Below are 25,744 nucleotides of genomic sequence, written 5' to 3' on the forward strand. Positions count from 1 at the left end.
TCCCGCCTTTGCGATAAGAACCCGAACAACCAAGAGAACATCGGGCGGGCAGCCATGATCCAGACCTTCAAGCATTTCCTCGCGGGCCTCGCGCTGGCCACGGCCACCGCCCTCACTGCACCGGCCCCGGCCTTCGCACAGGTCGCCTCCACCGAGCTGTTCAAGCCGGTGGTGGTGATCAACGGCAAGGCCGTCACCAACTTCGAGCACCAGCAGCGCATCATGATGATGAAGTTGTTCCGCAGCCCCGGCGATCTCGAAAAAGAGGCGCTCGAAGCCCTGATCGATGATCGCCTGCGCTTCCTTGCCGCCGACGAGATGGGCCTCGCGCTCTCCGACGAGCAGATCATCGAGGGCGAAACCGAGTTCGCAGGCCGCGCCAACCTCTCCCGCGAGCAATTCATTCAGGCGCTCGAAGGCGCTGGCGTCGCCCGTGAGAGCTACCGTGATTTCGTCGCCGCCGGCCTGCTCTGGCGGCAGGTGGTGGCCACCCGCTTCGCGCCGCTTGCGCAGGCCCAGGTCACAGAGACCGACATCCAGCACGCCATCGCCGCCACCTCGCGCCGGGGCGGCGGCGTTAAGGTCGATTTCGCCGAGATCATCCTGCCCGCCAACACCCCCGCCGCTGCGGCCCAGGCCGAGCGCATCGCCGCCGAACTCGGTGGCACCAACATGTCCGATGCCGCCTTCTCCTCTGCCGCCCGGCGCTATTCGGCCTCGCCTTCCCGAGCCCGCGGCGGCCGCGTGCCCGAGCCTGTGCCGCTCGGCAACCTGCCCGGGCAAATCGCACAGGCCTTCCTCACCCTGCCCCCCGGCGGCGTGACAGAGCCCTTCCCGATCCCCAACGCCATCGCCATCTTCCAGCTGCGCCGCATGATCGACAGCGCCGACCCCGGCGAAGAGACCGTCGCGCTGGAATATGCCCGCTTCCTCATCCCCGGTGGCCGCACCGAAGACACCCTCGCCCAGGCCGCCAAGATCCGCACCCGCGTCGACAGCTGCAATGACCTCTACGGCATCGCCAAGGGCCTGCCCGCCAACCGCCTGACCCGCGAGACCAAGGCCGCAGGCGACGTGCCCGGCGATATCGCAATCGAACTGGCCAAACTGGACCCGGGTGAAAGCTCCACTGCCCTGACTTCCGGCAACGCGCTGGTCTTCCTCATGCTCTGCGGCCGCACCACCGCCACGCTGGCCGATGACAGCGCCGCAGGCACCTCCGGCGTTGCACCGCGCCAAAGCGATGGCCGCGCCGACACCGATGAAGACGATCAGGCCCGCGCCTCCGAGGCCGCCGCCGCTGCCACGGCGGAGGAAGACCCGGCCCCCACCGCCGTCGAGGGCGTGCCCGAAGTCCGCCGCGCCGCCGTGCGCCAGCAGCTGATCAACCAGATCGTGGCGAGCTACGCCGAAAGCTACCTCGCCGAGCTGAAGGCCAATGCCATCATCACCTACCCCTGAGCGGTCCGGCCCTCCGCCCGCCGCCATCGCACTCTCCTGCGGCGATCCGGCGGGCATCGGCCCCGAAATCGCGGTCAAGGCCTGGAAGCGTCTCGGCGCCACCCTGCCCTTCGCCTATATCGGCGCGCGCAAGCACCTGCCCGCCGCCCTGCCGGTGCAAACCGTCGCCAACACGTCTGAGGCCGCCGAAGTCGCCGGCGAGGCCCTGCCTCTGATCGAGATCGAGTTTCCCGGCCAGAGCCGCCCCGGCCAGCCCGACCCCGAGGATGCCGCAGCCGTCATCGCCGCCATCACCCGCGCGGTGGACGAGGTCAAATCCGGCCACGCCGCCGCCCTCACCACCTGCCCGATCTCCAAGCTGGCGCTGATCGAGGGCGCGGGCTTCGCCTTTCCCGGCCATACCGAGTTTCTCGCCCACCTCGCCGGCGGCACCCGCCGCCCGGTGATGATGCTCGCCTCCGAGGCACTCCGCTGCGTGCCGGTCACCATCCACATCCCGCTGGCCGATGTGCCCGAGGCCCTCACCCCCGGCCTGCTGACCGAGACCATCCGTATCACCGTCGCCGCCCTGCGCCGCGACTTCGGCATCGTTGCGCCCCGGCTCGCCGTGGCAGGCCTCAACCCCCACGCGGGCGAAGGCGGCAAGATCGGCAGCGAAGAGCTGGACTGGATCGAGCACACGCTGGACGACCTGCGCGCCGAGGGCCTCGCCCTCTCCGGCCCCCTGCCTGCCGATACCATGTTCCACGCCGCCGCCCGCGCCCGCTACGACGCGGCGATTGCCATGTATCACGATCAGGCCCTGATCCCGGCCAAAACGCTGGCCTTCGACACCGCCGTGAATGTCACCCTCGGCCTGCCCTTCATCCGCACCTCGCCCGACCACGGCACCGCCTACGACATCGCCGGGCAAGACCTCGCCACCCCCGCCTCCCTCTGCGCCGCGCTTGAAATGGCGCGCCGCATGGCCACCGCCCGCGCCTCCCATGCCCCCGATTGATCGCCTCCCTCCCCTGCGCGAGGTGATCGCCACCCACGGGCTCGCGGCCAAAAAGTCGCTCGGGCAGAACTTCCTGCTCGACCTCAACCTGACCGCCCGCATCGCCCGCATCCCCGGCGACCTCACGCAGGCCGATGTGCTCGAGGTCGGCCCCGGCCCCGGCGGCCTCACCCGCGGCCTGCTGGCCGAGGGTGCCCGCCGCGTGCTGGCGATCGAAAAAGACACACGCTGCCTCCCCGCCCTTGCAGAGATCGCCGAGGCCTACCCGGACCGGCTCGAAGTGATCGAAGGCGACGCGCTCGAGGTCGATGCCCGCGCGCATCTCAGCGGCCCGATCCACGTGGTCGCCAACCTGCCCTACAACGTGGGCACCGAGCTTCTGGTCCGCTGGCTCACCCCCGCCCAGTGGCCGCCCTACTGGCAGAGCCTCACCCTCATGTTCCAGCGCGAGGTGGCCGAGCGCATCGTCGCCCAGCCCGGCACCAAGGCCTACGGCCGCCTCGCCGTGCTCGCCCAATGGAAGGCCGAGGCCCGCATCGCCCTCACCCTGCCGCCCGAGGCCTTCACCCCGCCGCCCAAGATCTCCTCCGCCGTGGTCCACCTGCGCCCCCGGCCCCAGCCCGCCTTCCCCGCCGATCCGGCGGCGATGGAACGGGTCGTCGCCAAGGCCTTCAACCAGCGCCGCAAGATGCTCCGCGCCGCCCTCAAGGGCCTGCACCCGCAGATCGAAGCCAAACTCGAAGAGGCCGGCATCGCCCCCACCGCCCGCGCCGAAACCCTCTCCATCGAGCAATTCGCCGCCCTCGCCCGCACCCTCGGCTGAACCGGCGAAGCGCTCAGCGCGTTGACACCAATGCATAAATGATGAGGTCGACTGTCCCGGTCCCGGTTAGTCTGCTTTCTTCCACCGCATTTGAGTGGTGTCTTGGGCCAGAATTAATCGCGCCACGCTCTCCTAGTGTCTTCATAGTTCAAGGCGGTTGCTTGCTCGTGCGCTAAAGACCCAGTGTGCCTTGCTCAAGATTCAGCGCTCTCATAGGCTGAAAACATGTTGGTCTTTATTGATGAGAGTGGCGATCCCGGTTTCAAGTTGGCAAAGGGATCTTCGCCAAATTTTGTTACTACGATGGTAATTTTCGACGACCATGAGCAAGCAAAGTCCTGCCAAAAGGCTATCTACGAACTAATGAAAGCCCTTAGGGTCAAGCCAGAGTTCAAGTTTAGCAAACTCTACAGTCCGCATCGCGACACGTTTTTTGAAGTTGTGGGACGCTACGAATTTAGAACAAGGTCAGTCGTTGTGCAAAAGGAGTTAATCTACTCGGACGCCCTAAGAACTGTCAAAGAGAGCTTCTACAAGTTTTTCGTCAGGAACATGCTTCAACACGATGGTGGCGCCCTTGTAGACGCAAAGGTCGTTGTCGATGGCTCGGGAGACAGGGCATTCAAGAGGGCGTTTCGCTCCTACTTGAGAAGACACTTAGACTCGAACGCCGTGAAGAAACTAGAGCTGCGCGACTCCGTCAAAGACCCACTGGTACAGCTCGCAGACATGACTGCCGGTGCGATCGCCAGATCCTACAATCCAGAAAGAGCGGACAGCAACCGTTGGCGATCCACACTGCGTAAGAATGGTCAAATCGAAAACGTCTGGGAGTTCAGATAAACTGCGCCTTGGCGCCTATCTCTCCGATTGAAGAGAACGCACACCCTACGGTGACAATTCGGCAACCAAAGGCGACTTGCACGGAGGAGATATGCCGGACAGCTCCGAAAGTCAATCTTTTGCGTTCTTCCTGCCCCCCCTGCGTCCAGTAGTCTTCCGTTTTCCCACCAGATAGAGCGTCGTTTCTAGACCCTAGGGTCGCGCGCACGCACGTCACCCCCATCCGCAAAGAAAAAGGGCGCACCAAACAGGCACGCCCCCCATTCTCGAACCGAAACCGGCGTCACTCTGCCGCCTTGGTCTCCTGTCCGCCGTTATCGCCACCGGCGTCTGCCGCCTCTGCAGCGGGCTTGCGGGTGCGCTTGCGGCGCGGCTTCTGCGGCTTGCTCTCGGGGGTTTCCACCAGCCCGCTGTCGCCGCTCTCGCCGTCCATCACATCCATCACGTCCGAGCCATCGCCCTGACGTCCGGCCTGCTGGTCGCCCTGCGCGTCGCCGCCACGGTCGTTCTGGCGACCCTTGCGGTCGTCTCCGCCCTGCTGGCCGCCCTCGTCACCCTGCTGCCGCTCCTGGCCGCCGTTGCCGCCGCCGTGCTGCTGGTTGTTGTTCTGCTGGTTGTTCTGTTGCTGCTGCTGGCGCTCCTGCTGCTCGCGCTGCGCCTCGCCCAGCATCCGGATGTAATGCTCGGCATGCTGCTGAAAGTTCTCCGCGGCCACCCGGTCATTGCCGAGCTGCGCATCGCGAAACAGCTGCTGGTACTTGTCGATGATCTGCTGCGGCGTGCCGCGCACCTTGCCTTCAGGCCCCGAGCTGTCGAAAACCCGGTTGACGATATTGCCCATGGAGCGCGAGCGGTTCCCCTTGGAACGCGAACGTGACTTGGAAGATCTCATGTATACTACGGTCCGCCTTGTTGCGGTTTTTGCTCGACCCGGCCGCTGATTTGCGGTCTCGAAAAATTCCGGTCGGCGATTGGATGACAGCGAGAGGGGGTGCGCCCGAGCACCGCGCCTCTGGACATTCGTTATATGGCCCTTTTGTCGGGTGACAAGCAAAAAATCACGTGAATGCGGCACATATAGGCCGGTTTGCGGCCTTCCGCCGCCTCAACGCCGCCCTGTCACCACCCGGTCGCGCCCGTCGAGGTCGGGCCGCACGGCCACGTCGCGCAGCCCCGCGGCCTCGAAAAGCGCGGCCACCGCCGGCCCCTGCGTCGGCCCGATTTCCACCAGAACCCGCCCGCCCGGCGCGAGATGATCGCCCAGCCCGGCGGCGATGGCGCGATAGGCGCTCAGCCCGTCACCGCCATCGGTCAGCGCGCCCTGCGGCTCATGCGCCAGCTCCCGCGCCAGCCCCGCCATCTCCTCCTGCGCGATATAGGGCGGGTTGGACACGATCAGGTCGAACCGCCCGCGTAGGCGCGCATACCAGTCGCTCTGCACAAATCCCGCGCGGCCCTTCAGCCCCAGCGCCTCCGCATTGCGCTCCGCCACGACAATCGCGGGGGCAGAAATCTCCAGCCCCACGCCCCGCGCGTTCTCGCGTTCTGCCAGCAAAGACAAGAGGATACAGCCTGACCCTGATCCAAGGTCCAGCACATCCGCAAAAGGCTCGTCCAGCGCCGCAGAGACCAGAATTTCCGTCTCCGGCCGCGGGTCCAGCACATCCGGCGTCACGATAAACCGCCGCCCCCAGAACTCCCGCCAGCCGCGAATGTGGCTCATCGGCTCCCCCGCTGCCCGCCGGACAGCCAGCGCCTCGGCCTCGGCCAGCGCGTCCGGCGCCAGCGGATCGTCCCGCATCAGCCCGACCCGGTCGCGCGGCACGCCCAGCACATGGGCGAGGATCATCGAGGCCTCCCGCTGCGCGCCCTCCACGCCGCCCGCGCCTAGCACCCCGGCCACGGCGCCCAGCGCCGCGCCCACCGTGCTCACCCGCCCAGCTCCGCCAGCTTGCGGGCCTGATCGTCGGCCACCAGCGCCTCGATCACCTCGCCCAGCTCGCCCTGCATCACCCGGTCGATCGCATAGAGCGTCAGGTTGATCCGGTGGTCCGTCACCCGCCCCTGCGGAAAGTTGTAGGTCCGGATGCGCTCGCTCCGGTCGCCCGAGCCGACCTGGCTCTTGCGATCCGCCGACCGCTCCGAATCCACCCTTTGCCGCTCGAGGTCGTAGAGCCGCGTGCGCAGCACCTGCATGGCGATCTCGCGGTTGCGGTGCTGGCTCTTCTCGCTGCTGGTCACCACCACGCCGGTCGGCAGGTGGGTGATCCGCACCGCCGAATCGGTGGTGTTCACATGCTGTCCGCCCGCGCCTGAGGCCCGCATCGTGTCGATCCGGATATCCTGCGCCGGAATGTCGATATCGACCTCCTCCGCTTCGGGCAGCACCGCCACCGTGGCCGCGGAGGTATGAATCCGCCCGCCGCTCTCAGTCTCCGGCACGCGCTGCACCCGGTGCACCCCGCTCTCGAACTTCAGACGTGCAAACACGCCCTCGCCCTTCACATGGGCCACCGCCTCCTTCACGCCGCCCAGCTCGGTCTCGGCCAGCTCCAGCACCTCAAAGCTCCAGCCCTGCGCCTCGGCATAGCGCTGGTACATCCGCAGCAGGTCCCCGGCAAAAAGCGCCGCCTCGTCGCCGCCCGTGCCGGGCCGGATCTCGATCATCGCAGGCCGGGCGTCGGCGGCATCCTTGGGCAGCAGCGCCAGCTGCAGATCACCCTCGATCTCCGGCAGCCGCGCCCGCAAGCCCGGCAGCTCCTCTTCCGCCAGTTCCGCCATCTCCGGGTCCGCCAGCATGGCCTCCGCCTCGGCAATGTCGCGCCGCACCTGCCGCCAGGCCGCGATCTGCTCCACCACCGGCTTCAACTCGGCATATTCCCGCCCCAGCTTGGCGATCTCCTCGCCGCTGACACCCGCGTTCATCCGCGCTTCGAGAAACTCGAACCGCGCCGTGATCTCCGCCAATCGCTCTTCTGAAACCATGGCCCCCTCTCCCCCATCACCGCGCTTTGGTCAAGGCCGCATCCATGCTATGCTGGCGGAATGAAACGGCTTCTCGCCCTCTCGCTCGCCCTCTCAGGCCTCCTCGCAGGCCCCCTCGGCGCAGCCGGCAAGACCGTCGATTGCTACTGCACCGACAGCAAGGGCAGCCGGGTCGAACTGGGCGAGAACATCTGCCTCACCGTCGGCGGCCGCAGCTTCACCGCGCAGTGCCAGATGTCGCTCAACGTGCCGATGTGGCGCGAGGTTTCGCCCAATTGCCTCAGCTCTTCGCTGCGGCCAGACCAGCCTCTTCAATCCACCGCTCCAACCTCTTCCGGTTGACCCCCAGATCGCTCCGCCCGATCACCAGATGGGCATGGATGTGCAGCGCCCCCGCCGCGTCACGCCAGACCCGGGTGACATCGGGGAACTGCCAGATCATCGAGCGCGTCACATAAGTGCCCTCACGCGGGCTGACGGTGCGCAGATCGTCCAGCGCCACCCGCTTCAGCCGTGCTTCGGCATCGGCGGGCGCATTCGGGATCACCAGCTTCACGCCGCCCGCCATCGCATGCCAGCCCGGCGCCTCCGGCCCCGGCTGACCACTGAGCCGCGCCTCCGGAATGGGCCAAAGCCGCACCAGCAGCCCCAGCCCCATGAACACGGCCCCGATTGCGATCAACCACCAGAACATGGCGCTCCCCTGTCTCATTAGTCCGCTGCAATGAACCGGCCTCACATGCCCCACCCAAGGGCATGAACAAAGCCGCAGTCCCTACTCAGAGGGCGCCTCAGCGTCCGCGTCTTCCTCCGGCTCGCCCTCATCAGCCTCCGGCGCCGTCTCCCCAGCCTCCGGCGCCGCCTCTTCAGGCACCTCTTCCGCCGGAGCCTCTTCTGCGGGCGCCTCTTCTGCAGGCACCTCTGCCACAGCAAGCCCCGCCACAGCCGCCTTCAGCGCCGCGATCTCGCCGTCCTGCGCCGCCATCCCGGCCTCGATCCGGCCCACGGCGGCGTTCACCTCGCCCATCGCCGCGCCCGTGGCCTCCACGTTCTCGCGCAGCACGTAGTCGGCGACCAGAAAGGCAATCACGCCCGCGCCCACCCATGTGATCGCCAGCCGCACCAGCCATGCCGTCACTGTTGTCTTGAACATCTCATTCTCCCCTCCGGCAGGTCATGCCCGCCATTGCTATCTCCGACCGGCGCCCCAAAGGCAGATCAGCTCCATCGCCACATGGGCGCCCGCAACTGCGGTAATGCCTCCATGGTCAAACGGTGGACTCACTTCCACCACATCGCCGCCCACCACGTTCACGCCCGCCATCCCGCGCAGGATCGCCGCCGCCTGCGCAGAGCTGAGGCCGCCCCACACCGGTGTGCCCGTGCCCGGCGCAAAGGCCGGGTCCAGCCCGTCGATGTCAAAGCTCACGTAGCAGGGTGCATCGCCCACCCGCTCGCGGATCATCACCGCCACCGCCTGCGGGCCGATGTCATGCACCTCCGGCGCGTCGATGATCTTGATCCCCATCGTATCGGGGTTCACCGTCCGGATACCCACCTGCACGGCGCGCTCCACGTCGATCAGCCCCTCCTTCACCGCCTTGTAGGCAAAGGTGCCGTGGTCGATCCGCTCCGGGTCGTCATCCACCCATGTATCTGTGTGCGCGTCGAACTGCACATAGGCCAGCGGCCCGTGCTTGGCCGCATGGGCCCGCAGGATCGGCAGGGTGATCGAGTGATCGCCTCCCAGCGTGATGCACCCGCAGCCCGCGCCGAGAATGCCCGCCACATGGACCTCCAGCGCCTTGGGGAACTCCCAGACCTTGGCATAGTCAAAGGCCATATCGCCATAATCGGCAATCGCCAGCTCCTCCAACGGGTCGTAATCCCAGCCATAGGGCGGGTCATAGGGCTGCAGCGTGCTCGCCTCGCGGATCGCCCTTGGCCCAAACCGCGTGCCGGTCCGGTTGGTCACCGCCTGGTCAAAGGGCACGCCCGTCACCGCCAGATCATAGCCTTTCAGATCCTTGGTGTAGCGCCGCCGCAAAAAGCTCGTCGCCCCGCCAAAGGTGTTTTCAAAGCTCGCCCCCCGCGCCCCCTTGCGCGTAAAGGCTTGATCCACCTGCGTTTTTGCGTCTTCCAGCGCCATCCCTCAGGCCTCCACCGGCTGCGCCCGCTCCACGAGCCGGGCAAAGAAGCTGGCCCCCACCGGCGCCACCTTGTCGTTGAAATCATACTTCGGATGATGGAGCGAGGCCCCATCCCCCTGCCCGAGGAACAGGAAGGCCCCGGGCCGCGCCTCCAGCATGTAGGAGAAGTCCTCCGCCCCCATTTCGGCGGTGCCCTCGCGCTCCACCCGGCCCTCGCCGCTGATCTCTTCGGCCACATCGGCGGCAAACCCGGCCTTGGCCGCATCGTTCACCGTCGCCGGATAGCCCTCGTGGTAGATCAGCTCCGCCTCCACACCATAGGCCGCCGCCTGCCCCGCCACGATCTCCGCCAGCCGCCGCCGCACCATCGCCCGCACCTCGGGCTGCAGCGTGCGCACCGTCCCGTTGACCCAGGCGGTGTCGGGGATGATGTTGTCGGCGCTCCCCGTGTGGATCTGCGTCACGCTCACCACCAGCTCCTCCATCGCATAATGGTTCCGGCTGACGATGGTATTCACCGCGCTCACGATTCCCACGGCGGCCACGATCGGATCGCGGGTCTGATGCGGCATCGCCCCATGCCCGCCCACGCCCTTCACGTTCACCTCCCAGCTGTCCACCGCCGCCAAAATCGGCCCGGGCGTGGTCAAGAACTCGCCCTCCTCCATCCCCGGCGCATTGTGGATGCCATACACCTCGGTGATCCCGAACTTGTCCATGATACCGGCCTTGACCATGGCCTCGCCGCCCGCGCCGCCCTCTTCTGCCGGCTGGAAGATCAGCGCCACCGTCCCGGCAAAGTTGCGCGTCTCGGCAAGGTACTTCGCCGCGCCCAGCAGCATCGTGGTATGCCCGTCATGGCCGCAGGCATGCATCTTGCCCGGCACCCGGCTCGCATGCTCTGCCCCCGTCGCCTCCTCTATCGGGAGCGCATCCATATCCGCCCTGAGCCCCAGCCGCCGCGTGCTCGCGCCCTTGCCGTGGATCAGCGCCACTAGCCCGCTCTCGGCGATGCCCTCATGCACCTCATCCACCCCGAAGGCCCGCAGCTTCTCGGCCACAAAGGCCGCCGTCTCATGGCAGTCGAATCCCAGCTCTGGGTGCATGTGGATATGCCGCCGCCATGCGGTCATCTCCTCTGAATATCCGGCGATCCGGTTGACGATGGGCATGGGCTGAGGTTCCTCTCTGCTGAGACGACTGCCACCAAATCCCATCCGGAGCCCCCCCGCAATGGCCGACCCTTCCGACCCGCTGATTTTCGACCAAACCCCGGATGACGCCCGTCAGATGCAGCGGCTTCTCGCCATCATGGCCTGCCTGCGCGACCCCGATCAGGGCTGCCCTTGGGACATCGAGCAGAGCTACGCCACCATCGCCCCTTACACCATCGAGGAGGCCTACGAGGTGGCCGATGCGGTCGCCCGCTCGGCATGGGGCGAGTTGGAGGGCGAGCTCGGCGACCTGCTGCTGCAAGCGGTCTATTTCGCCCAGATGGGCCGCGAGGACGGCCACTTCACCTTCGCCTCCATTGCCCAAAGCGTCTCCGACAAGATGGTCGCCCGCCACCCCCATATCTTCGGTTCCGAGTCGCGCGACAAATCGGCCGAGCAGCAAACGCTGGACTGGGAAAAGCAAAAAGCCGCCGAGCGCGCCGCCAAGGGCGAGACCCGCACGCTGGACGGCGTCGCCCTCGGCCTGCCCGCCCTCACCCGCGCACTGAAGCTGCAAAACCGCGCCGCCCGCGTGGGGTTTGATTGGGACAACGTGCAGGACGTCCTCGCCAAGCTGCAGGAAGAGGCCGCAGAGCTGGCCGAGGCCGAAGGCGACGCCGACGCGCTGGAGGACGAGATGGGCGACATGCTCTTTGTCCTCACCAACCTCGCCCGCCACAAGGGCATCGACCCGGAGGCCGCCCTGCGCCGCACCAACGCCAAGTTCACCCGCCGTTTCAACGCGATAGAAGACGCGCTCGCGGCCAAGGGCAGCAGCCCGCAGCAGGCGACGCTGGAGGAGATGGACGCGCTCTGGACTTCGATCAAACGCGCCGAAAAGGCCTGACCAGCGCCCCAAGGCGCCACCCCGCCCCTTTTTCTTGCTGCAAATACTCACTCCCGCATCCTCTGCCCACACCACGCCCGCAGCAGGGTACCCGCGCACGGCACAGCGGGCTGACTGCCTCTCAGGCATCGCTGCGCGCTGCGCGACCGCGTCCATAGGCCACCCCGCCCGTTATCCCGACCAAAAAACTCACCCATTGACCCAACAAAAAGAGTCAGGTTTAAGCGCGGCCGACACAACCAGGGAGACACACCATGCTGCGAACTACCCTCGCCCTCACCCTCGCCGCCAGCCCGGCGCTGGCCGATGAGATCAACGTCTATTCCTACCGCCAGCCTGAGCTGATCGCGCCGCTGACCGAGGCCTTCACCGCCGAAACCGGCATCGACGTGAACGTGGCCTTCCTCAACAAAGGCATGGTGGAGCGCCTCCAGGCCGAGGGCGACCGTTCGCCCGCCGATGTCGTGCTCACCGTCGACATCTCCCGCCTGAACGAACTGGTCGAGGCCGGCGTCACCCAGCCGCTCTCCTCCCAGACCCTGACAGACAACGTGCCCGCCGCACTGCACGGCCCCGATGGCCAATGGTGGGGCGTCACCACCCGCGCCCGTATCGTCTACGCCTCCAAAGAGCGCGTGGCCGACGGCGAGGTGACCACCTACGAGGATCTGGCCGACCCCAAGTGGAAGGGCCGCATCTGCACCCGCTCCGGCACCCATGCCTATAACGTGGCACTGGTCTCGGCCATGCTGCACCACCACGGTGAAGAGTACACCAAGACCTGGCTCGAAGGCGTGAAGGCCAACCTCGCCCGCAAGCCCGAGGGCAACGACCGCGCGCAGGTCAAGGCGATCTGGGCCGGGGAATGCGACATCTCGCTTGGCAACACCTACTACATGGGCGCCATGCTGGCCGACCCCGAGCAGGTGCCGTGGGCCGAAAGCGTCCGCATCACCTTCCCGACCTTCGAAGACGGCGGCACCCACATCAACCTCTCCGGCGTCGCGCTGACCAAATCCGCGCCGAACAAGGAGAACGCGGTGAAGTTCATCGAATTCCTCGCCTCCTCGCAGGCGCAGGAAATCTATGCCGAGGTGAACAACGAGTACCCGGTCGCCCCCGGCACCGAGGCCTCCGAGCTGGTCAAAGGCTGGGGCGAATTCACCCCCGATGACACCGACCTCGTCGACATCGCCAAACTCCGCCCCGACGCGATCAAACTGATCGAAGAAGTCGACTTCGACGGCTGAGGGCACACGCCCGGCGGACACCCCGCCAACCGACATATCCCAAGCCCCGCCGGCCCCGCGCCCGGCGGGGCTTTTCCTTGTCCAGGGCCCCCGGTTTACATTCGCGCGCCCATTTGCGACTCTGCCCGGCAACATCCGGGCCACCGCCTGCGCGCCCCGGCAAACCCACCTCCCCTCCCGAAAGGATACCCCATGACCCAGGCCAAGGCCGGCGACACGCTTCATATTCATTACACCGGCACCCTCGATGACGGCACCGTCTTCGACAGCTCCCAGGGCCGCGACCCGCTCCAGTTCGAGCTCGGCTCCGGCCAGATCATCCCTGGCCTCGACGCCGGCGTCACCGGCATGGAAGTGGGCGAAAAGCGCTCCGTCCAGATCGAACCGGCCGAGGCCTATGGCGAGCACGACGCCAGCCGCGTGCAGGCCGTCGAACGCGCCGCCTTCCCCGATGACATCCCCACCGACCCCGGCACCCAGCTTCAGGTCCAAACAGCGCAAGGGCAAGTCATGCCCGTCACCGTGGTCGAGGCCAACGACGAGCACGTGATGCTCGACACCAACCACCCACTGGCCGGCAAGACCCTCACCTTCGACGTGGAACTGGTCGAAATCGCTTAAGGCGGCCACCGCCCGCCCTGCGCCCGCGGGGTGGGCAGCCAGCCCGCCCCGCCCTCAATACATCGACTTGGCGTAGGCCTCCTCCAGCCCCGCGTCGATCTTCGCCATCTCGCCCTCATCCTCCGGCGCGCCGCGCGTCTGGTCGAGGATCATCTTCGACAGGCTCGGCATCTCGCCCCTGTCCTGCCGCGCCGCCGGGTCCCACAGCTTTGAGCGGCGGAAGGCCTTGGCGCAGTGCAGGAACACCTCCTCCACCTCAACCACCACGGCCAGCCGCGGCGCCCGCCCGTTCACTGCCATCCGCTCCAAGAGCGCCGCATCGCGCACCAGCTTCGCCCTTCCGTTCACCCGCAAGGTCTCGTCGAACCCCGGCACCATGAACAGCAGGCCCACCGCCCCGTTCGCCAGAATGTTCGCCAGGCTATCCAGCCGGTTGTTCCCCGGCCGGTCCGGGATCGCCAGCAGCCTGTCGCCCAGCACCTCCACGAATCCCGGCGCATCGCCCCTCGGGCTTACATCTGCCCGGCCGCCCGCCCCCTGCGTGCCGATGCACACGAACGGCGAACGCGCGATGAAGGCCCGCGCATGGGCATCCAGCGCCGCCATGCTCTTGATCTCCGCCAACTCCGACACCGCCGGATAGAGCGCCCTAAGCGCCGCCTCATCGGCCACAACATCCTCAAATTCCATCGCACGCGCCTCCTTCTGCGCCGCCACCCAACGCCATAACCACACCGCCGGTCAAGAACCGCCCAGCCCCCTTGCCCTTGCCGCCCGCCTCGGGCAAACCCTCGGTTAACCCTGCCATCAACCCCCAAGGCCCCATGTTCCGCCCCCTCATCGCCCTCGCTGCCGCCCTCTCCCTCTCTGCCTGCGCCGAAATCACCGATCCCTCCGGCCTCTCGCCCGAGACCCGCGCTCTCTATGCCTCCGTGCAGGACGGCGCCATCACCGTGCCCGCCGTGCCCGATGAATACATCACCGAGGCCACCGCCCGGCAGGAGGTCAACTACGCCGCCCCCCACGCCGCCGGCACCATCATCGTCGATCCCGGCGCCAAGCGGCTCTACCAGCTGCTGGGGAATGGCCGCGCCATGCGCTACGTCGTCGGCGTCGCCCGCGCCGGACGCGGCTTCTCCGGAAACGCCGTCGTCTCCTACCAGCGCGACTGGCCCTACTGGACGCCCACCGCCAACATGGTCCGCCGCGACCCCGAGCTCTACGGCCCGATCAAGAACGGAAAGCCCGGCGGCCTCGACAACCCCCTCGGCGCCCGCGCCCTCTACCTCTACCGGAACGGCAAGGACACGCTCTACCGCATCCACGGCACCTCAGAGCCCAAATCCATCGGCATGCAGGCCTCCTCCGGCTGTATCCGCATGTTCAACCAGGACGCCATGCACCTTGCGGCGAATACGCCCAACGGAACCCGGGTGATCGTCCTGCCCCAAAGCCAGTCCGGCTCCTGGGTCGACCCGGCCGACATGCCCGCCCCCGAACCAAGCGAAGCCCTGACGGCAGGCAGCAACCCGCTTGAGGATACGTCGACGCTGTAGGGTGAATTAGCAACAGCACCGTAGAGCACGATGTATACCGCCACCCAACGTCGGGCTCCTACGATGTGGTACCTCAGGCGCATGCGCGCCGATAAAACTCGCATAATATGCCGAGAGGAAACGAGCCTGCATCGGTGAAATGTTTCGCTGGATGCCAAATGTAACGAATAGTAACACCAAGGCACCAGTGTAAGATATAGCGTCGACTGAGCCTCGCTCGATGGCAGGATGTGTAAACTCCTGTGATTTTTTGCCTTTCCCCGCTCACGACCACCACTCCAAACGAACCGATTGCCTTGGTGGCGAACGAGATCGTGATCTCGAGATTGGGCGGGCCAATCGGGAGTGACAGACTAAAGTTGTAGTAAACTCGCTCTATGGTACGATCCTCCGAAATTGATCAATATCTCCAAAAGACCTATCCATGCCGAGCTTTACGAGAACCCTTGAGACGTCCATTCACGCGGCCTTGAGCACCGCACAGTATCGTGGGCATGCCTACTCTGGACTTGAGCACCTATTACTTGCTCTTATCGATGAACCCGATGCTCGAAAACTCCTCTTGGCCTGCAACGCTGATTTGGAAGAACTAAAGAGTGCTATACTGGAGTATCTCGAAGACGAAGGCTCTCCGCTTATCCCATTGGAGCCAGACGCGGAAAGCGTTCCCAACTCGGCATTTCAAAGGGTGGTACAGAGAGCAGCCATCCACGTTCAATCCTCTGGTCGATCTGAGGTAACTGGCGCCAATATCCTAGTGGCAATTTTTGCAGAACGCGAAAGTGCCGCAGCGCTGTTTCTGGGAGAACAGGACATCACCCGTTATGATGCAGTGAATTTCATTGCACACGGAGTCGCGAAGAATCTTGCGTACGCTGAACCCCGGCCATTGATCGAACCAACTGACGCGACAACCTTCGAACCGGAAGAATTGCTTCTCACCGAGGCCGAGTGGCGAGCGAGAGAACAAGCTAAGAGAAATAGCGAACCGACCTCTCATCCTAGGCAATCAAGTTCTGAAGCTGAAGGTTCCAGCGTCCATAGCGCCAACGGAGCAGCCGATGGAAAGTTCACCTTCGTATCATACTCGAGCAAGGATCGCGCCCTAGTTCGTAGCATCAAGACTTCTATAGAAGGCAATGGCCTCAGCTTGTGGTGGGATCAAGATATTCAGGCCGGTGCCGAATGGCGAAGCGAGATCAAGAAGAATTTGAACGACGCAAGCGTCGTGCTGACTTTTTGGACACCTCAGAGCGTCGACTCTTTGGCGGTTGTGGAGGAAGCATCAATTGCGCAATCTAAGAAGAAACTAGTTCATGCCAAGGTGGAGGACTGCGAGATCCCATATGGGTTTTCGGAGACCCAGTATGTTGATCTTCGTCGCTGGGACGGAACGCAGGGGCATCCAGATTTTCAAAAATTACTCTATGCAATAAATGATCGAATGGCTCTGCCGAACCTTGAAAAGCTAAAAGCTCGAATTGGCAGCTCAAACCCTATGGAAGCGGTGTCCCGAAATGGGAAGATTGCAATCAAGGACGCTCCGTCAGGATTACGGCCTGAGCTCTGGGATCCTGCAGAACTGGAAACAAGACTTTTGGCGCTCAAGACCTCTACCGCTGCGATGTGCCGTATGTGCTCTGACAGCACCGCCTTTCAGTTGCCGCGTGCGCTTGGTCATTGCTTGGAGGTGCTATCTTCTTCACTGTCAACAGAACCCGTTACTTGGTATGCGCTCGAGGATGCGAAGGTCATACTAGAGGACTGTATGATTGATAGCTTTGCAGCTGATTCCTGGAACAAAACAGTCTATCGAGGAGCAATGAACCTAATGGAACGGGTTGAACAAGTTCGGCCGTATTTACAACCAATACAACTGGATCCAACAACAGGCGCCCAGCGCCCCCCTCCACCAGCCCCGATCGTGACGGAGGATGATTTAGAGGTAGTTAATGAGCTGGCAAATAGATTTAAATCTGAATTTCACTCAGCGGATGCACGTGCGACGTTGGATGACAACACGATAGAAATGCTCGACAATGCGATAGATCAAATTTCCGACGCACAAAGTTCAGCCGCTAATGACCACAAGCGGTTTTCTCGGCTTAGGCGCGCACTTAGCAGCATCGTGTTCGTTTCTAGCAGCGTTGTTGCAGCGATTGGAACGGGTGTAGTCGTCAACTTATTAACGGCACCAAGCGCTGCTGCCACTTTTTTTAGCCGGTTAAGGCCCATATACGAGGCAGTCCTTAGGTTCTTTTTCTAGCAACTCAGGAACTCCAAAATATCTGGTTGGCCCCTAACTCTGCAAATCTGCATACACATAGGATGTGCAACACGCCTATCCTATCAAATTCACAGTTCCCGCGGCTTTACTAACGCTCTGCGTGAGCATTTGCGCAGAATCCCCACCCCGCCCCCCCAACCTTGCCCCCTCCCCCCACAACCCTACCTCCCCCAGCATGACCCGCTGGCTCCTCCTCCCGCTTCTCCTCCTCGCCGCCTGCGCCCCCGGCGTGCCTGACAACGCCCGCATCGTCGTCGCGGGCGACTCCGTCATGGCCTGGAACCGCGGCAGCGGCGCTTCCGTCGCCCGCGCCTTGCAGGCCCGTCTCGGGGAGCCCGTGGGCGATGTCTCCCTGCCCCTCGCCCGTGTCGCCGGCGGCAGCGGGTCGCTCAACATCCCCACCCAGCTCAGCGGTGTCAGCGCCCCTTGGGTCGTGCTGAACGGCGGGGCCAATGACATCAGCGCCAGTTGCGATTGCACCCGTTGCGGCCCTGTGCTCGAGCGGCTGATCTCCACCGATGGCCGTCGCGGCGCGATCCCGGCTCTCGTGGCCTCCCTCCGGCAGCGCGGCTCCCGCGTTGTCTGGGCCGATTACTACACCTCGCCCCGCTTCGCCGGCACCGCCTGCGTCGCCCCCTACCGCGAGCTGGAATCCCGCCTTGGCCGCATGGCCGCCCGCGACGCGGGCGTCTCGCTCGTCGACATGGACGATGTCTTCAGCCCCGCCGACCTCTCGCTCTTCGCCGCCGACCGGACCCATCCCTCCCCCAAGGGCTCCGCCCGCATCGCCGCCCTCGTCGCCCCCTTGCTACAGCGCTAAGCCGATCCGCCCGCGCGGGGCCTTAACCTCTCGGCGTTTTGCATTTTTGTCGTATGCATGGAATGTGCATCGCTTGTGCATCCCACGAAATAACGGTTAACGCCCAAACCACCCCATTGGTCTTGCATTTTTGCAAAACCCCTCCCGAAGTCCCGGTCGCCGCCTTACCGTCCTGAAATCGCAAAGAAAAAGGGGGGCCGAGGCCCCCCAGTTTCGCCGTTCAGGCTCATCGTTGTTACCGCCCGGTTTATTTGCCTGCGGCCTGAACTGCGCCAGGGGCGAGCGCACCCGCCCCGGAATTTTTTAACCCGAAATCAGTGGGTTATACCTTACCCTGCTCAGCTGCACCCGGAGGTGCCGCCGCAGGTGTTGCACTTCATGCAGGTGCCGTTGCGGACCAGCGTGTAGTTGCCGCACTCCCCGCAGGCCTCGCCCTCGTAACCCTGCATCTTGGCCTTCGCCCGAGCATCCAACCCGTTGGAAACGCTCGCAACTTCCGGCACCAGCGTTTCCAGCGCCACCGCCGGATCCACGCTCGCATCCAGCGCCACGGCCCCGGCAACATCGCCGCCCAGCCCGCCTTGCAGCACCACCAGATCGGAGGGCAGCCGCTTGCGGAGATAACCCGAGGAGGAGATTTGCTTCAGCACTTCCAAGGACTTGGACGCCGCGCTCTCGCTCACCGGCGACACGTTGGAAACCCCCTCTTCCTCGCCCCGGCCCAAATCGTCAAAGGCCGCGCCTTCCGGCTTCACATGGGCCAGATCCGTCCGGTCGAGGTAGCTCACCGCCAGCTCGCGGAAGATGTAATCGAGGATCGAGGTCGCATTCTTGATGCTGTCGTTCCCCTGCACCATCCCGGCCGGCTCGAACTTGGTGAAGGTGAAGGCGTCCACGAACTCCTCCAGCGGCACCCCGTATTGCAGGCCAACCGACACCGCGATGGCGAAGTTGTTCATCATCGCCCGGAAGCCAGCGCCTTCCTTGTGCATGTCGATGAAGAGCTCGCCGAGCTTGCCATCTTCATACTCGCCGGTGCGCAGGTACACCTTGTGCCCACCCACAACCGCCTTCTGGGTATATCCCTTGCGGCGGTGCGGCAGCTTGGTCCGGGCCGCGCGCACGACCTCTTTGACCACCACCTTCTCGATGATCTTCTCGGCCAGAACCACGGCCTTCTCGGAGGGCGCGCCGCTTTCCAGCACCTCCTGCGCCTCCTCGTCATCCTCCACCAGCGCAGCCGCGAGAGGCTGCGAGAGCTTGGAGCCGTCGCGATAGAGCGCGTTCGCCTTGATCCCCATCTGCCAGCTGCGCTCGTAGGCGGCCTGGCAATCCTCGATGGTGGCGTCGTTCGGCATGTTAATGGTTTTCGAAATCGCGCCTGAGATAAAGCTCTGGGCGGCGGCCATCATGTCGATGTGCGAATTCACCGAGAGGAACCGCTTGCCCTTCTTGCCGCAGGGGTTGGCGCAATCGAAGACGTTCAGATGCTCTTCCTTCAGGTGCGGTGCACCCTCCAGCGTCATCGTCCCGCAAACGTGGTCGTTGGCCGCCTCGATCTGCGCCTTGGTGAAGCCCAGAGAGGAGAGCAGGTCAAAGCCCGGGTCGTTCAGCTTTTCGGCCGGGATGCCCAGAACCTCGGTGCAGAACTCTTCGCCCAGCGTCCACTGGTTGAAGACGAAACGGATGTCGAAGGCCGAGGCCAGCGCCTTTTCGACCTTGTCGATCTCCGCCTGCCCAAAGCCGTGGCCCACCAGCGCGGTGTGGTTGATGCCGGGCGCATTGCCAAGGGAGCCGTGGCCCACCGCGTAGGCGATGATCTCACCGATCTGCGCCTCGCCGTAGCCCAGCTTCTTCAGCGCCGCCGGAACCGAGCGGTTGATGATCTTGAAGTAGCCGCCACCCGCGAGCTTCTTGAACTTCACCAGAGCGAAGTCGGGCTCGATGCCGGTGGTGTCGCAGTCCATCACAAGGCCGATGGTGCCGGTCGGGGCAATCACCGAAACCTGCGCGTTGCGGTAGCCGTTCTTCTCGCCGAGGCTCAGCGCCTCGTCCCAAGCTTCCTTGGCCAGCGCCACGAGGTCGCTATCGGGGCAACCGGCGTGGTCCAGCGCAACCGGGTTCACATTCATCACCTCGTAGCCCTTGGTCTCGCCATGGGCCGCGCGGCGGTGGTTGCGGATCACGCGGAGCATGTGCTCGGCGTTCTTGGCATAACCGGGGAAGGCGCCCAGCTCACCGGCCATCTCGGCAGAGGTGGCATAGGAGATGCCGGTCATGATCGCGGTCAGCGCGCCACCCAGCGCCCGGCCCTCGCGGCTGTCGTAGCCGAGGCCGAGGTTCATCAGCAGGCCGCCGATGTTGGCGTAGCCCAGCCCCAGCGTGCGGAAGTCGTAGCTGCGCTGCGCGATCTCCTTGGAGGGGAACTGCGCCATCATCACGCTGATCTCCAGCGTCACGGTCCAGAGCCGCGTGGCGTGCACATAGTCCTCGGCCTGAAACTTGCCGTCCTTCAGGAAGGTCAGCAGGTTCATCGAGGCCAGGTTACAGGCCGTGTCGTCGAGGAACATGTATTCCGAGCAGGGGTTCGAGCCCCGGATCGCGCCATCTTCCGGGCAGGTGTGCCATGCGTTCACGGTGTCATGATACTGGATGCCCGGGTCGGCGCAGGCCCATGCGGCGTGGCCGATGTCTTCCCAAAGCTCGCGGGCCGAGATGGTCTTCGACACCTTGCCATCGGTCCGGTTCACCAGCTCCCACGGCAGGTCGTCCTTCACCGCCTTCAGGAAGGCATCGGTGACGCGAACCGAGTTGTTGGAGTTCTGGCCGGAGACGGTCGCATAGGCCTCAGAGTCCCAATCGGTGTCATAGGTCGGAAACTCGATCGAGGCGTAGCCCTGCCGCGCGTAATCCAGCACGCGCTTGATGTAGGTCTCGGGAATACGCGCCTTCTTGGCGTCCTTCACCGCGCCCTTCAGCGCGTCGTTCGCGTTCGGGTCATAGGCGCCATCCTCGGAGCCGTCGAAGGCGCGGATCGCGGAGAAGATCGCGTTCAGCTTCTCCTCGTGCATCTTGGAGCCGGCGACGAGGCTCGCCACCTTCTGCTCTTCCTTCACCTTCCAGTTGACGTATTCCTGAATGTCCGGGTGGTCGGCGTCCACGATCACCATCTTCGCCGCCCGGCGGGTGGTGCCGCCCGACTTGATCGCACCGGCAGCGCGATCGCCAATCTTGAGGAACCCCATCAGGCCGGAGGACTTGCCCCCGCCCGACAGAGCCTCGCCCTCGGCACGCAGGGAGGAAAAGTTCGTGCCGGTGCCAGAGCCGTATTTGAAGAGCCGCGCCTCACGGACCCAGAGATCCATGATGCCGCCATCGTTCACAAGGTCATCGCTGACCGACTGGATGAAGCAGGCGTGCGGCTGCGGGTGCTCGTAGGAAGACTTGGACTTGGTCAGCTTGCCCGACTTGTAATCCACGTAGTGGTGGCCCTGCGCCGGGCCGTCGATGCCATAGGCCCAGTGCAGGCCGGTGTTGAACCACTGCGGCGAGTTCGGCGCGGCGCGCTGGGTCGCCAGCATGTGGCGCATCTCGTCGTAATAGGCCTTGGCGTCGGCCTCGGTAGTAAAGTAGCCGCCCTTCCAGCCCCAGTAGGCCCATGCGCCGGCCAGACGGTCGAACACCTGCTTGGCCGAGGTCTCGCCGCCGGTGCGCTCGTCTTCGGGCAGCTCTTTCAGCGCGGCCTCATCGGGCACCGAGCGCCACAGGAACTCCGGCACGCCCTTTTCCTTCACCTTCTTGAGGCGGGCGGGCACACCGGCTTTACGGAAGTACTTCTGCGCGATCACATCCGAGGCCACCTGGCTCCAGGAGCTGGGCACTTCGAGGTTGTCGAGCTTGAAAACGACAGAGCCGTCAGGGTTGCGGATTTCAGACGTGGTGGTGGTAAACTCCAGCCCGCCGTACGCTGCGCCTTTGGACGTGGTGAACTTCCGTTCAATCTTCATGGTCACATGCCTCTTCTACATTTGGCGCCTTGTTTTGGCGGCACCTGTCTGTTGCGTCCCGGCGCGGCTCGGCCACGCTCATTTACCCTGCCGATGGGGCGCAGGAGGCTCACCGCCGAACGCAGACGCTCGGTCGTGGCAGGCTGTGCGCGGCCTACCTCTCGGCTGATATGGTCTCGTGACCGTCCCTCTTGCGACCGTCCCGCCTGCCTCCGGTTGCCCGGGAGGCCGCGTGTGGTTTGGTCGAGTGGCAGAAGGCCGGGAGGCGCCGCTGCGCCCCATGTGTCCCCGGTATCCGGGTCGCCCCGGTATGCCCCCTGCCACCTCGCCCGTGCCCCAACATCTTGTGGCGGCTCAGTCGGCCCCCACAAGAAACCCGATCGGGGTGCGAAGCGTCAACGCTAAAATCCGACCTATCCCGCAATCTTTTCTGTTGACGGATCGGCCATCCGCAGAATCCCCTCACAGCCGCGTGATTCACTCACACCCCGTAGAGGTTCACCACAAGATGTAGAGGCGCGCGCCAAGTCATACGAAATATGGTGGTTTTTGCCCCGATCATGTCAGCCGACACGCCGCCTGTCCCCACGCTTCTCCACAGCCAGGCACCCCGCACCGCCCCCTGCCCGCCCCCCGGCCTACCAGTGCATCCCCGCCACAGTGGCAAGGCCCCGCCCAGCCCTTTTCCGGCCCCCTGCCCAAGATTTGGGCGAAGCTGAGACACTAGATGTAGTGGTATCCGCAAATCCGCTTTCGCAGTTTTTGCCCCTCCCCGGCCCGAATCCCGGCCCGGCAGAGCGGCCCCAACCGGGGTTTGCCCGCGTGAGGCGGCCCATATCTTGTGGTGGAGGTGGTGGTCGGGGCGGAGAGATTCGAACTCCCGACCCTCTGTTCCCAAAACAGATGCGCTACCAGGCTGCGCTACGCCCCGACGAGGCGCGGTTTAGCCTGTGCCGCGACCAAAGGAAAGGCCCTAGCTGCCCTCGCCGCCACAGGGCCACGCGGCGCCTGTGCCAAAGGCCGGATGCAGCATCTGCGCGCCCGGCCCGATGCCGAAAGCCTTCGCCAGCCCGCCGTTGATCTCCAGCACCGCAAGGATGCCGTCACCACCGGGAATCGGTGTCTCGTCATGGGGCACCGCGTTGGAGTGGACCTTTTGCACCACGCCCTGCGAATCTAGGAAGATCATGTCGAGCGGAATGAGCGTGTTGCGCATCCAGAAGCTCACGCGCCCCGCCCTCGGGTAGACAAAGAGCATCCCCGCCGAGCGGGCCATGCTCTCGCGGTGCATCAGCCCCTGCGCGCGCTCCTCGGAATCATCGGCAATCTCCACCGAGAAGCGGGCCTGCCCGCCCTCCCAGCGCAGCCGCACCTCGCCGGGCTCGCAGCCCTCTACCCCGGGCACAAGCGCCGCCCCGGACCCATCGGGCATGGCGGCAAAGGGCGCCGTCTCTCGGGCGCCATCAAGGTCAAGCGCCCCGCCCTCCTGCGCCGCAAGCGTCGCAGGGGTGAGCGCCAGAACCGCCGCCACAATCAGACCGGGCATGGAACGCCGCCGCTCAGGCCGCGCGCGCCATGCCCTCAGTCCTTCTTTTCCTTGAGCGCCGATTCCCATGAAAGCACCTGCGTTGCCATCCGTCCGCGTCGCCCTTCGACGACCTTCAGGCAGATTGCCTCGCCCGGTTGCAGGTCTGCAAGGCCGGAGCGCCGAAGCACTTCAATGTGAACGAAAATGTCCTCCGGGTGGCGGAAGACATTGGCAAAGCCAAAGCCCTTGCCCTTGTCGAACCACTTCACCCGTGCAGGTTCCATCGGCAGCGCGGCAAGCTCGTCTGGGTCGAGCGCGGCCACATCGTCCAGCGGCGGGGCATCGCCCGGCTCGGGCGGATCGATGGTGAACACCTCCACCGCCTGCTGGCCGCGATTGGTGTCCTGCACGCTGATCTCGATCCCGGCGCCGTCCGCAACGGAGCTCTGGCCGAAATTGCGCAGCACATTCGCATGAAGCAGAATATCCGGGCCGCCTTCGTCGGCGATGACAAAGCCAAAGCCCTTGGCCGGATCAAACCACTTCACACGTCCTCTGATCCGCTTTTCCGCTGTGTGTTCTTCTTCTTCCATTCCGGTTCAATTTTGTCCTCATGGCGCATGCCGAGCCATTGGCCCGCCAGACGCTCTGCCCCGACTAACAAGGGCATTCCCCTACCGCTTAAACAGTGCCTGCCGATCCGCGAGTGTTACGGATAGAGGCGCTGTACCTGCCAATCACGATCGGTCACGTCGGAACGCGTCCACCGGAAACGATCGTGAAGCCTGAACGCCCCATCCGCCCAGAATTCGATCTCGAGTGGCAAGATACGAATTCCGCCCCAGAACGGAGGACGTTCGGGATTCTTCCCGTGCTGTGCTGTCACCTTCGCGACCTCGGCAATGAGCGTCGCACGCGATGACAGGGGCGTGCTTTGCCGCGAGGCCCAGGCGCCCAACCTGGATTTGAGAGACCGGGAGGCAAAATACGCATCGGCCTTCTGGCCGTCTTCCCGCTCAGTCACGCCCCTGACGCGGATCTGCCGCCGCAGGGACTTGGCATGCCAGACAAAGGCCGCCTTTCCGTTAACGTCAATCTCTCGTGCCTTAGCGCTACCCCAGTTGGTATAAAAGAGAAAGCCGTGATCTTCGACTTCTTTCAGCAAAACCATGCGGGCATTGGGCAATCCCTCCGCGTCCACGGTCGAGAGCGCAATGGCGTTGGGGTCGTTGACTTCGCTCCCCTCCGCCTCCGCCAGCCACGCCCGCGCGATCGCAAAGGGGTCGTCCCCTGCAAAGAGTCCACTGCGTTCTGCCATTGCCTGCCGTTCCTGATCCCGTGCGGAGTACGCCTCGGGTTGATGCTCCACAACCTGTCCGTTTGGACAGATTCACTGTCCTATCGTCGACATGCCGCTCGCAGTTGCATGTTTCGCGCACAGTCTTGCCCTGTTGCGCCAGCGCTTGCAACCTCGCCCCGGCTTGCCCTAAAGGGATCATGCAGAAAGCGACGGAGGGGTCGATGACATCACAACTGATGGCAGGCAAGCGTGGGCTGATCATGGGGCTCGCCAATGACAAATCCATCGCCTGGGGCGTGGCCAAGGCGCTCGCCGATGCAGGCGCCGAACTGGCGCTGACCTATCAGGGCGATGCCTTCAAAAAGCGCGTCACCCCCCTGGCCGAGCAACTCGGCTGCACCCTCATGGCCGATTGCGATGTGAGCAACACCGAGAGCGTCGACGCCGCCTTCGCCCAGATCGAAAAAGAGTGGGGCGGCCTCGACTTTTACGTTCACGCCATCGGCTACTCCGACAAGAACGAGCTGCGCGGTCGCTATGTCGACACCTCGGTCGAGAACTTCCGCATGTCGATGGAAATCTCCGTCTATTCCTTCACCGCCTGCACCGCGCGGGCCGAGAAGCTGATGAAGAACGGCGGCTCCTGCCTCACCCTCACCTACTACGGCGCCGAAAAGGTCATGCCGCATTACAACGTGATGGGCGTGGCCAAGGCCGCGCTCGAGGCCTCCGTGCGCTATCTGGCCGAGGATCTCGGCAAGGACGGCATCCGCGTCAACGGCATTTCCGCCGGCCCGATCAAGACACTGGCCGCTTCCGGCATCGGCGATTTCCGCTACATCCTCAAATGGAACGAGCTGAACTCGCCGCTGCGCCGCAACGTGACCATCGACGATGTCGGCAAATCCGCGCTCTACCTGCTCTCCGATCTCGGCTCCGGCGTGACCGGCGAGATCCACCACGTCGACGCAGGCTACCACGCCGTCGGCATGAAGGCGGTCGACGCCCCCGATATCGACGTGGTCACCAAGCGCAAGGACGGCTAGGCCCGC

General features: G+C 64.7%; 24 protein-coding genes and 1 tRNA gene. 12 read left to right on the top strand and 13 right to left on the bottom strand.

Annotation, left to right across the window (positions count from 1 at the left end; all coding sequences use genetic code 11):
- Window positions 1-54 precede the first annotated feature (54 nt).
- The 4 genes from KUV38_RS08640 to KUV38_RS08655 all read left to right on the top strand — a co-directional run bounded on the left by KUV38_RS08640 (window position 55) and on the right by KUV38_RS08655 (window position 4,127).
- The gene (locus KUV38_RS08640) at window positions 55-1,461 is read left to right on the top strand and encodes a peptidylprolyl isomerase (protein ID WP_222469651.1); all 1,407 of its coding nucleotides are present in this window, start codon (window positions 55-57) and stop codon (window positions 1,459-1,461) included.
- Entirely contained in the window at window positions 1,439-2,461 is a 1,023-nt protein-coding gene (gene pdxA / locus KUV38_RS08645) for a 4-hydroxythreonine-4-phosphate dehydrogenase PdxA (RefSeq protein WP_222469652.1), read from the top strand. Before KUV38_RS08640 ends, pdxA begins: the two co-directional genes overlap by 23 nt.
- Window positions 2,448-3,284, top strand: a complete 837-nt coding sequence (gene rsmA / locus KUV38_RS08650; protein WP_222469653.1) for a 16S rRNA (adenine(1518)-N(6)/adenine(1519)-N(6))-dimethyltransferase RsmA — start codon at window positions 2,448-2,450, stop codon at window positions 3,282-3,284. Before pdxA ends, rsmA begins: the two co-directional genes overlap by 14 nt.
- A gap of 225 nt (window positions 3,285-3,509) precedes the next feature.
- Entirely contained in the window at window positions 3,510-4,127 is a 618-nt protein-coding gene (locus KUV38_RS08655; RefSeq protein ID WP_222469654.1) for a DUF3800 domain-containing protein, read from the top strand.
- A 283-nt stretch (window positions 4,128-4,410) separates the two neighbouring features.
- Here KUV38_RS08655 and KUV38_RS08660 read toward each other — a convergent pair whose 3' ends face one another.
- The 3 genes from KUV38_RS08660 to prfA all read right to left on the bottom strand — a co-directional run bounded on the left by KUV38_RS08660 (window position 4,411) and on the right by prfA (window position 7,112).
- A complete protein-coding gene (locus KUV38_RS08660) occupies window positions 4,411-5,019 on the bottom strand; it encodes a DUF4167 domain-containing protein (protein WP_222469655.1) in 609 nt (202 codons plus the stop codon).
- 213 nt (window positions 5,020-5,232) lie between these two features.
- Entirely contained in the window at window positions 5,233-6,060 is an 828-nt protein-coding gene (gene prmC / locus KUV38_RS08665; protein ID WP_315898607.1) for a peptide chain release factor N(5)-glutamine methyltransferase, read from the bottom strand.
- Window positions 6,057-7,112, bottom strand: coding sequence for a peptide chain release factor 1 (gene prfA, locus KUV38_RS08670; protein WP_222469656.1), 1,056 nt, complete (start codon window positions 7,110-7,112; stop codon window positions 6,057-6,059). The genes prmC and prfA overlap by 4 nt, the downstream gene beginning before the upstream one ends.
- Window positions 7,113-7,172: 60 nt before the next feature.
- Here prfA and KUV38_RS08675 point away from each other — a divergent pair, with 60 nt between their 5' ends.
- Window positions 7,173-7,454 (top strand): hypothetical protein, encoded by a 282-nt coding sequence (locus KUV38_RS08675; RefSeq protein WP_222469657.1) that lies wholly within the window; start codon window positions 7,173-7,175, stop codon window positions 7,452-7,454.
- Here KUV38_RS08675 and KUV38_RS08680 read toward each other — a convergent pair.
- From KUV38_RS08680 to KUV38_RS08695, 4 genes are all read right to left on the bottom strand, one after another.
- Window positions 7,393-7,806, bottom strand: coding sequence for a DUF1499 domain-containing protein (locus tag KUV38_RS08680; protein ID WP_222469658.1), 414 nt, complete (start codon window positions 7,804-7,806; stop codon window positions 7,393-7,395). The genes KUV38_RS08675 and KUV38_RS08680 overlap by 62 nt on opposite strands.
- Before the next feature lie 81 nt (window positions 7,807-7,887).
- A complete protein-coding gene (locus KUV38_RS08685; protein ID WP_222469659.1) occupies window positions 7,888-8,265 on the bottom strand; it encodes a hypothetical protein in 378 nt (125 codons plus the stop codon).
- 36 nt (window positions 8,266-8,301) lie between these two features.
- The gene (speB, locus tag KUV38_RS08690; protein ID WP_222469660.1) at window positions 8,302-9,261 is read right to left on the bottom strand and encodes an agmatinase; all 960 of its coding nucleotides are present in this window, start codon (window positions 9,259-9,261) and stop codon (window positions 8,302-8,304) included.
- Window positions 9,262-9,264: 3 nt separating this feature from the next.
- Window positions 9,265-10,434: a M20 aminoacylase family protein gene (locus KUV38_RS08695; RefSeq protein ID WP_222469661.1), complete on the bottom strand. Its 1,170-nt coding sequence runs from the start codon at window positions 10,432-10,434 to the stop codon at window positions 9,265-9,267.
- Window positions 10,435-10,495: 61 nt separating this feature from the next.
- On the opposite strand from KUV38_RS08695, the gene mazG reads away from it, so the two are divergent.
- The 3 genes from mazG to KUV38_RS08710 all read left to right on the top strand — a co-directional run bounded on the left by mazG (window position 10,496) and on the right by KUV38_RS08710 (window position 13,194).
- Window positions 10,496-11,323 carry a nucleoside triphosphate pyrophosphohydrolase gene (gene mazG / locus KUV38_RS08700; protein WP_222469662.1) on the top strand — a complete coding sequence of 276 codons (828 nt, stop codon included), beginning with the start codon at window positions 10,496-10,498 and terminating at the stop codon, window positions 11,321-11,323.
- 254 nt (window positions 11,324-11,577) lie between these two features.
- Window positions 11,578-12,573: a Fe(3+) ABC transporter substrate-binding protein gene (locus tag KUV38_RS08705; protein WP_222469663.1), complete on the top strand. Its 996-nt coding sequence runs from the start codon at window positions 11,578-11,580 to the stop codon at window positions 12,571-12,573.
- Between the two features lie 192 nt (window positions 12,574-12,765).
- Window positions 12,766-13,194, top strand: coding sequence for a peptidylprolyl isomerase (locus tag KUV38_RS08710; RefSeq protein WP_222469664.1), 429 nt, complete (start codon window positions 12,766-12,768; stop codon window positions 13,192-13,194).
- 54 nt (window positions 13,195-13,248) lie between these two features.
- Here KUV38_RS08710 and KUV38_RS08715 read toward each other — a convergent pair whose 3' ends face one another.
- A complete protein-coding gene (locus KUV38_RS08715) occupies window positions 13,249-13,884 on the bottom strand; it encodes a pyridoxamine 5'-phosphate oxidase family protein (protein WP_222469665.1) in 636 nt (211 codons plus the stop codon).
- A gap of 134 nt (window positions 13,885-14,018) precedes the next feature.
- Between KUV38_RS08715 and KUV38_RS08720 the strand changes: the two genes are divergently transcribed.
- The 3 genes from KUV38_RS08720 (at window position 14,019) to KUV38_RS08730 (ending at window position 17,857) form a co-directional block, all read left to right on the top strand.
- A complete protein-coding gene (locus KUV38_RS08720; RefSeq protein ID WP_222469666.1) occupies window positions 14,019-14,750 on the top strand; it encodes a L,D-transpeptidase in 732 nt (243 codons plus the stop codon).
- A gap of 424 nt (window positions 14,751-15,174) precedes the next feature.
- Window positions 15,175-17,016, top strand: coding sequence for a toll/interleukin-1 receptor domain-containing protein (locus KUV38_RS08725; RefSeq protein ID WP_222469667.1), 1,842 nt, complete (start codon window positions 15,175-15,177; stop codon window positions 17,014-17,016).
- A 196-nt stretch (window positions 17,017-17,212) separates the two neighbouring features.
- Entirely contained in the window at window positions 17,213-17,857 is a 645-nt protein-coding gene (locus KUV38_RS08730; protein WP_222469668.1) for an SGNH/GDSL hydrolase family protein, read from the top strand.
- Between the two features lie 338 nt (window positions 17,858-18,195).
- Here KUV38_RS08730 and KUV38_RS08735 read toward each other — a convergent pair whose 3' ends face one another.
- The 5 genes from KUV38_RS08735 to pdxH form a co-directional block, all read right to left on the bottom strand.
- Window positions 18,196-21,864: a vitamin B12-dependent ribonucleotide reductase gene (locus KUV38_RS08735; protein ID WP_222469669.1), complete on the bottom strand. Its 3,669-nt coding sequence runs from the start codon at window positions 21,862-21,864 to the stop codon at window positions 18,196-18,198.
- 854 nt (window positions 21,865-22,718) lie between these two features.
- Window positions 22,719-22,795 (bottom strand) — tRNA-Pro (locus KUV38_RS08740).
- 42 nt (window positions 22,796-22,837) lie between these two features.
- Window positions 22,838-23,296: a DUF192 domain-containing protein gene (locus KUV38_RS08745; protein ID WP_222471021.1), complete on the bottom strand. Its 459-nt coding sequence runs from the start codon at window positions 23,294-23,296 to the stop codon at window positions 22,838-22,840.
- 149 nt (window positions 23,297-23,445) lie between these two features.
- Window positions 23,446-23,985, bottom strand: coding sequence for a cold-shock protein (locus tag KUV38_RS08750; protein ID WP_222469670.1), 540 nt, complete (start codon window positions 23,983-23,985; stop codon window positions 23,446-23,448).
- Window positions 23,986-24,101: 116 nt separating this feature from the next.
- The gene (pdxH, locus tag KUV38_RS08755; protein WP_222469671.1) at window positions 24,102-24,710 is read right to left on the bottom strand and encodes a pyridoxamine 5'-phosphate oxidase; all 609 of its coding nucleotides are present in this window, start codon (window positions 24,708-24,710) and stop codon (window positions 24,102-24,104) included.
- A gap of 203 nt (window positions 24,711-24,913) precedes the next feature.
- On the opposite strand from pdxH, the gene fabI reads away from it, so the two are divergent.
- Window positions 24,914-25,738 carry an enoyl-ACP reductase FabI gene (gene fabI / locus KUV38_RS08760; RefSeq protein ID WP_222469672.1) on the top strand — a complete coding sequence of 275 codons (825 nt, stop codon included), beginning with the start codon at window positions 24,914-24,916 and terminating at the stop codon, window positions 25,736-25,738.
- The last annotated feature ends 6 nt before the right edge of the window (window positions 25,739-25,744 follow it).

The sequence above is a fragment of the Vannielia litorea genome (assembly GCF_019801175.1).
Taxonomy (GTDB): domain Bacteria; phylum Pseudomonadota; class Alphaproteobacteria; order Rhodobacterales; family Rhodobacteraceae; genus Vannielia; species Vannielia litorea_B.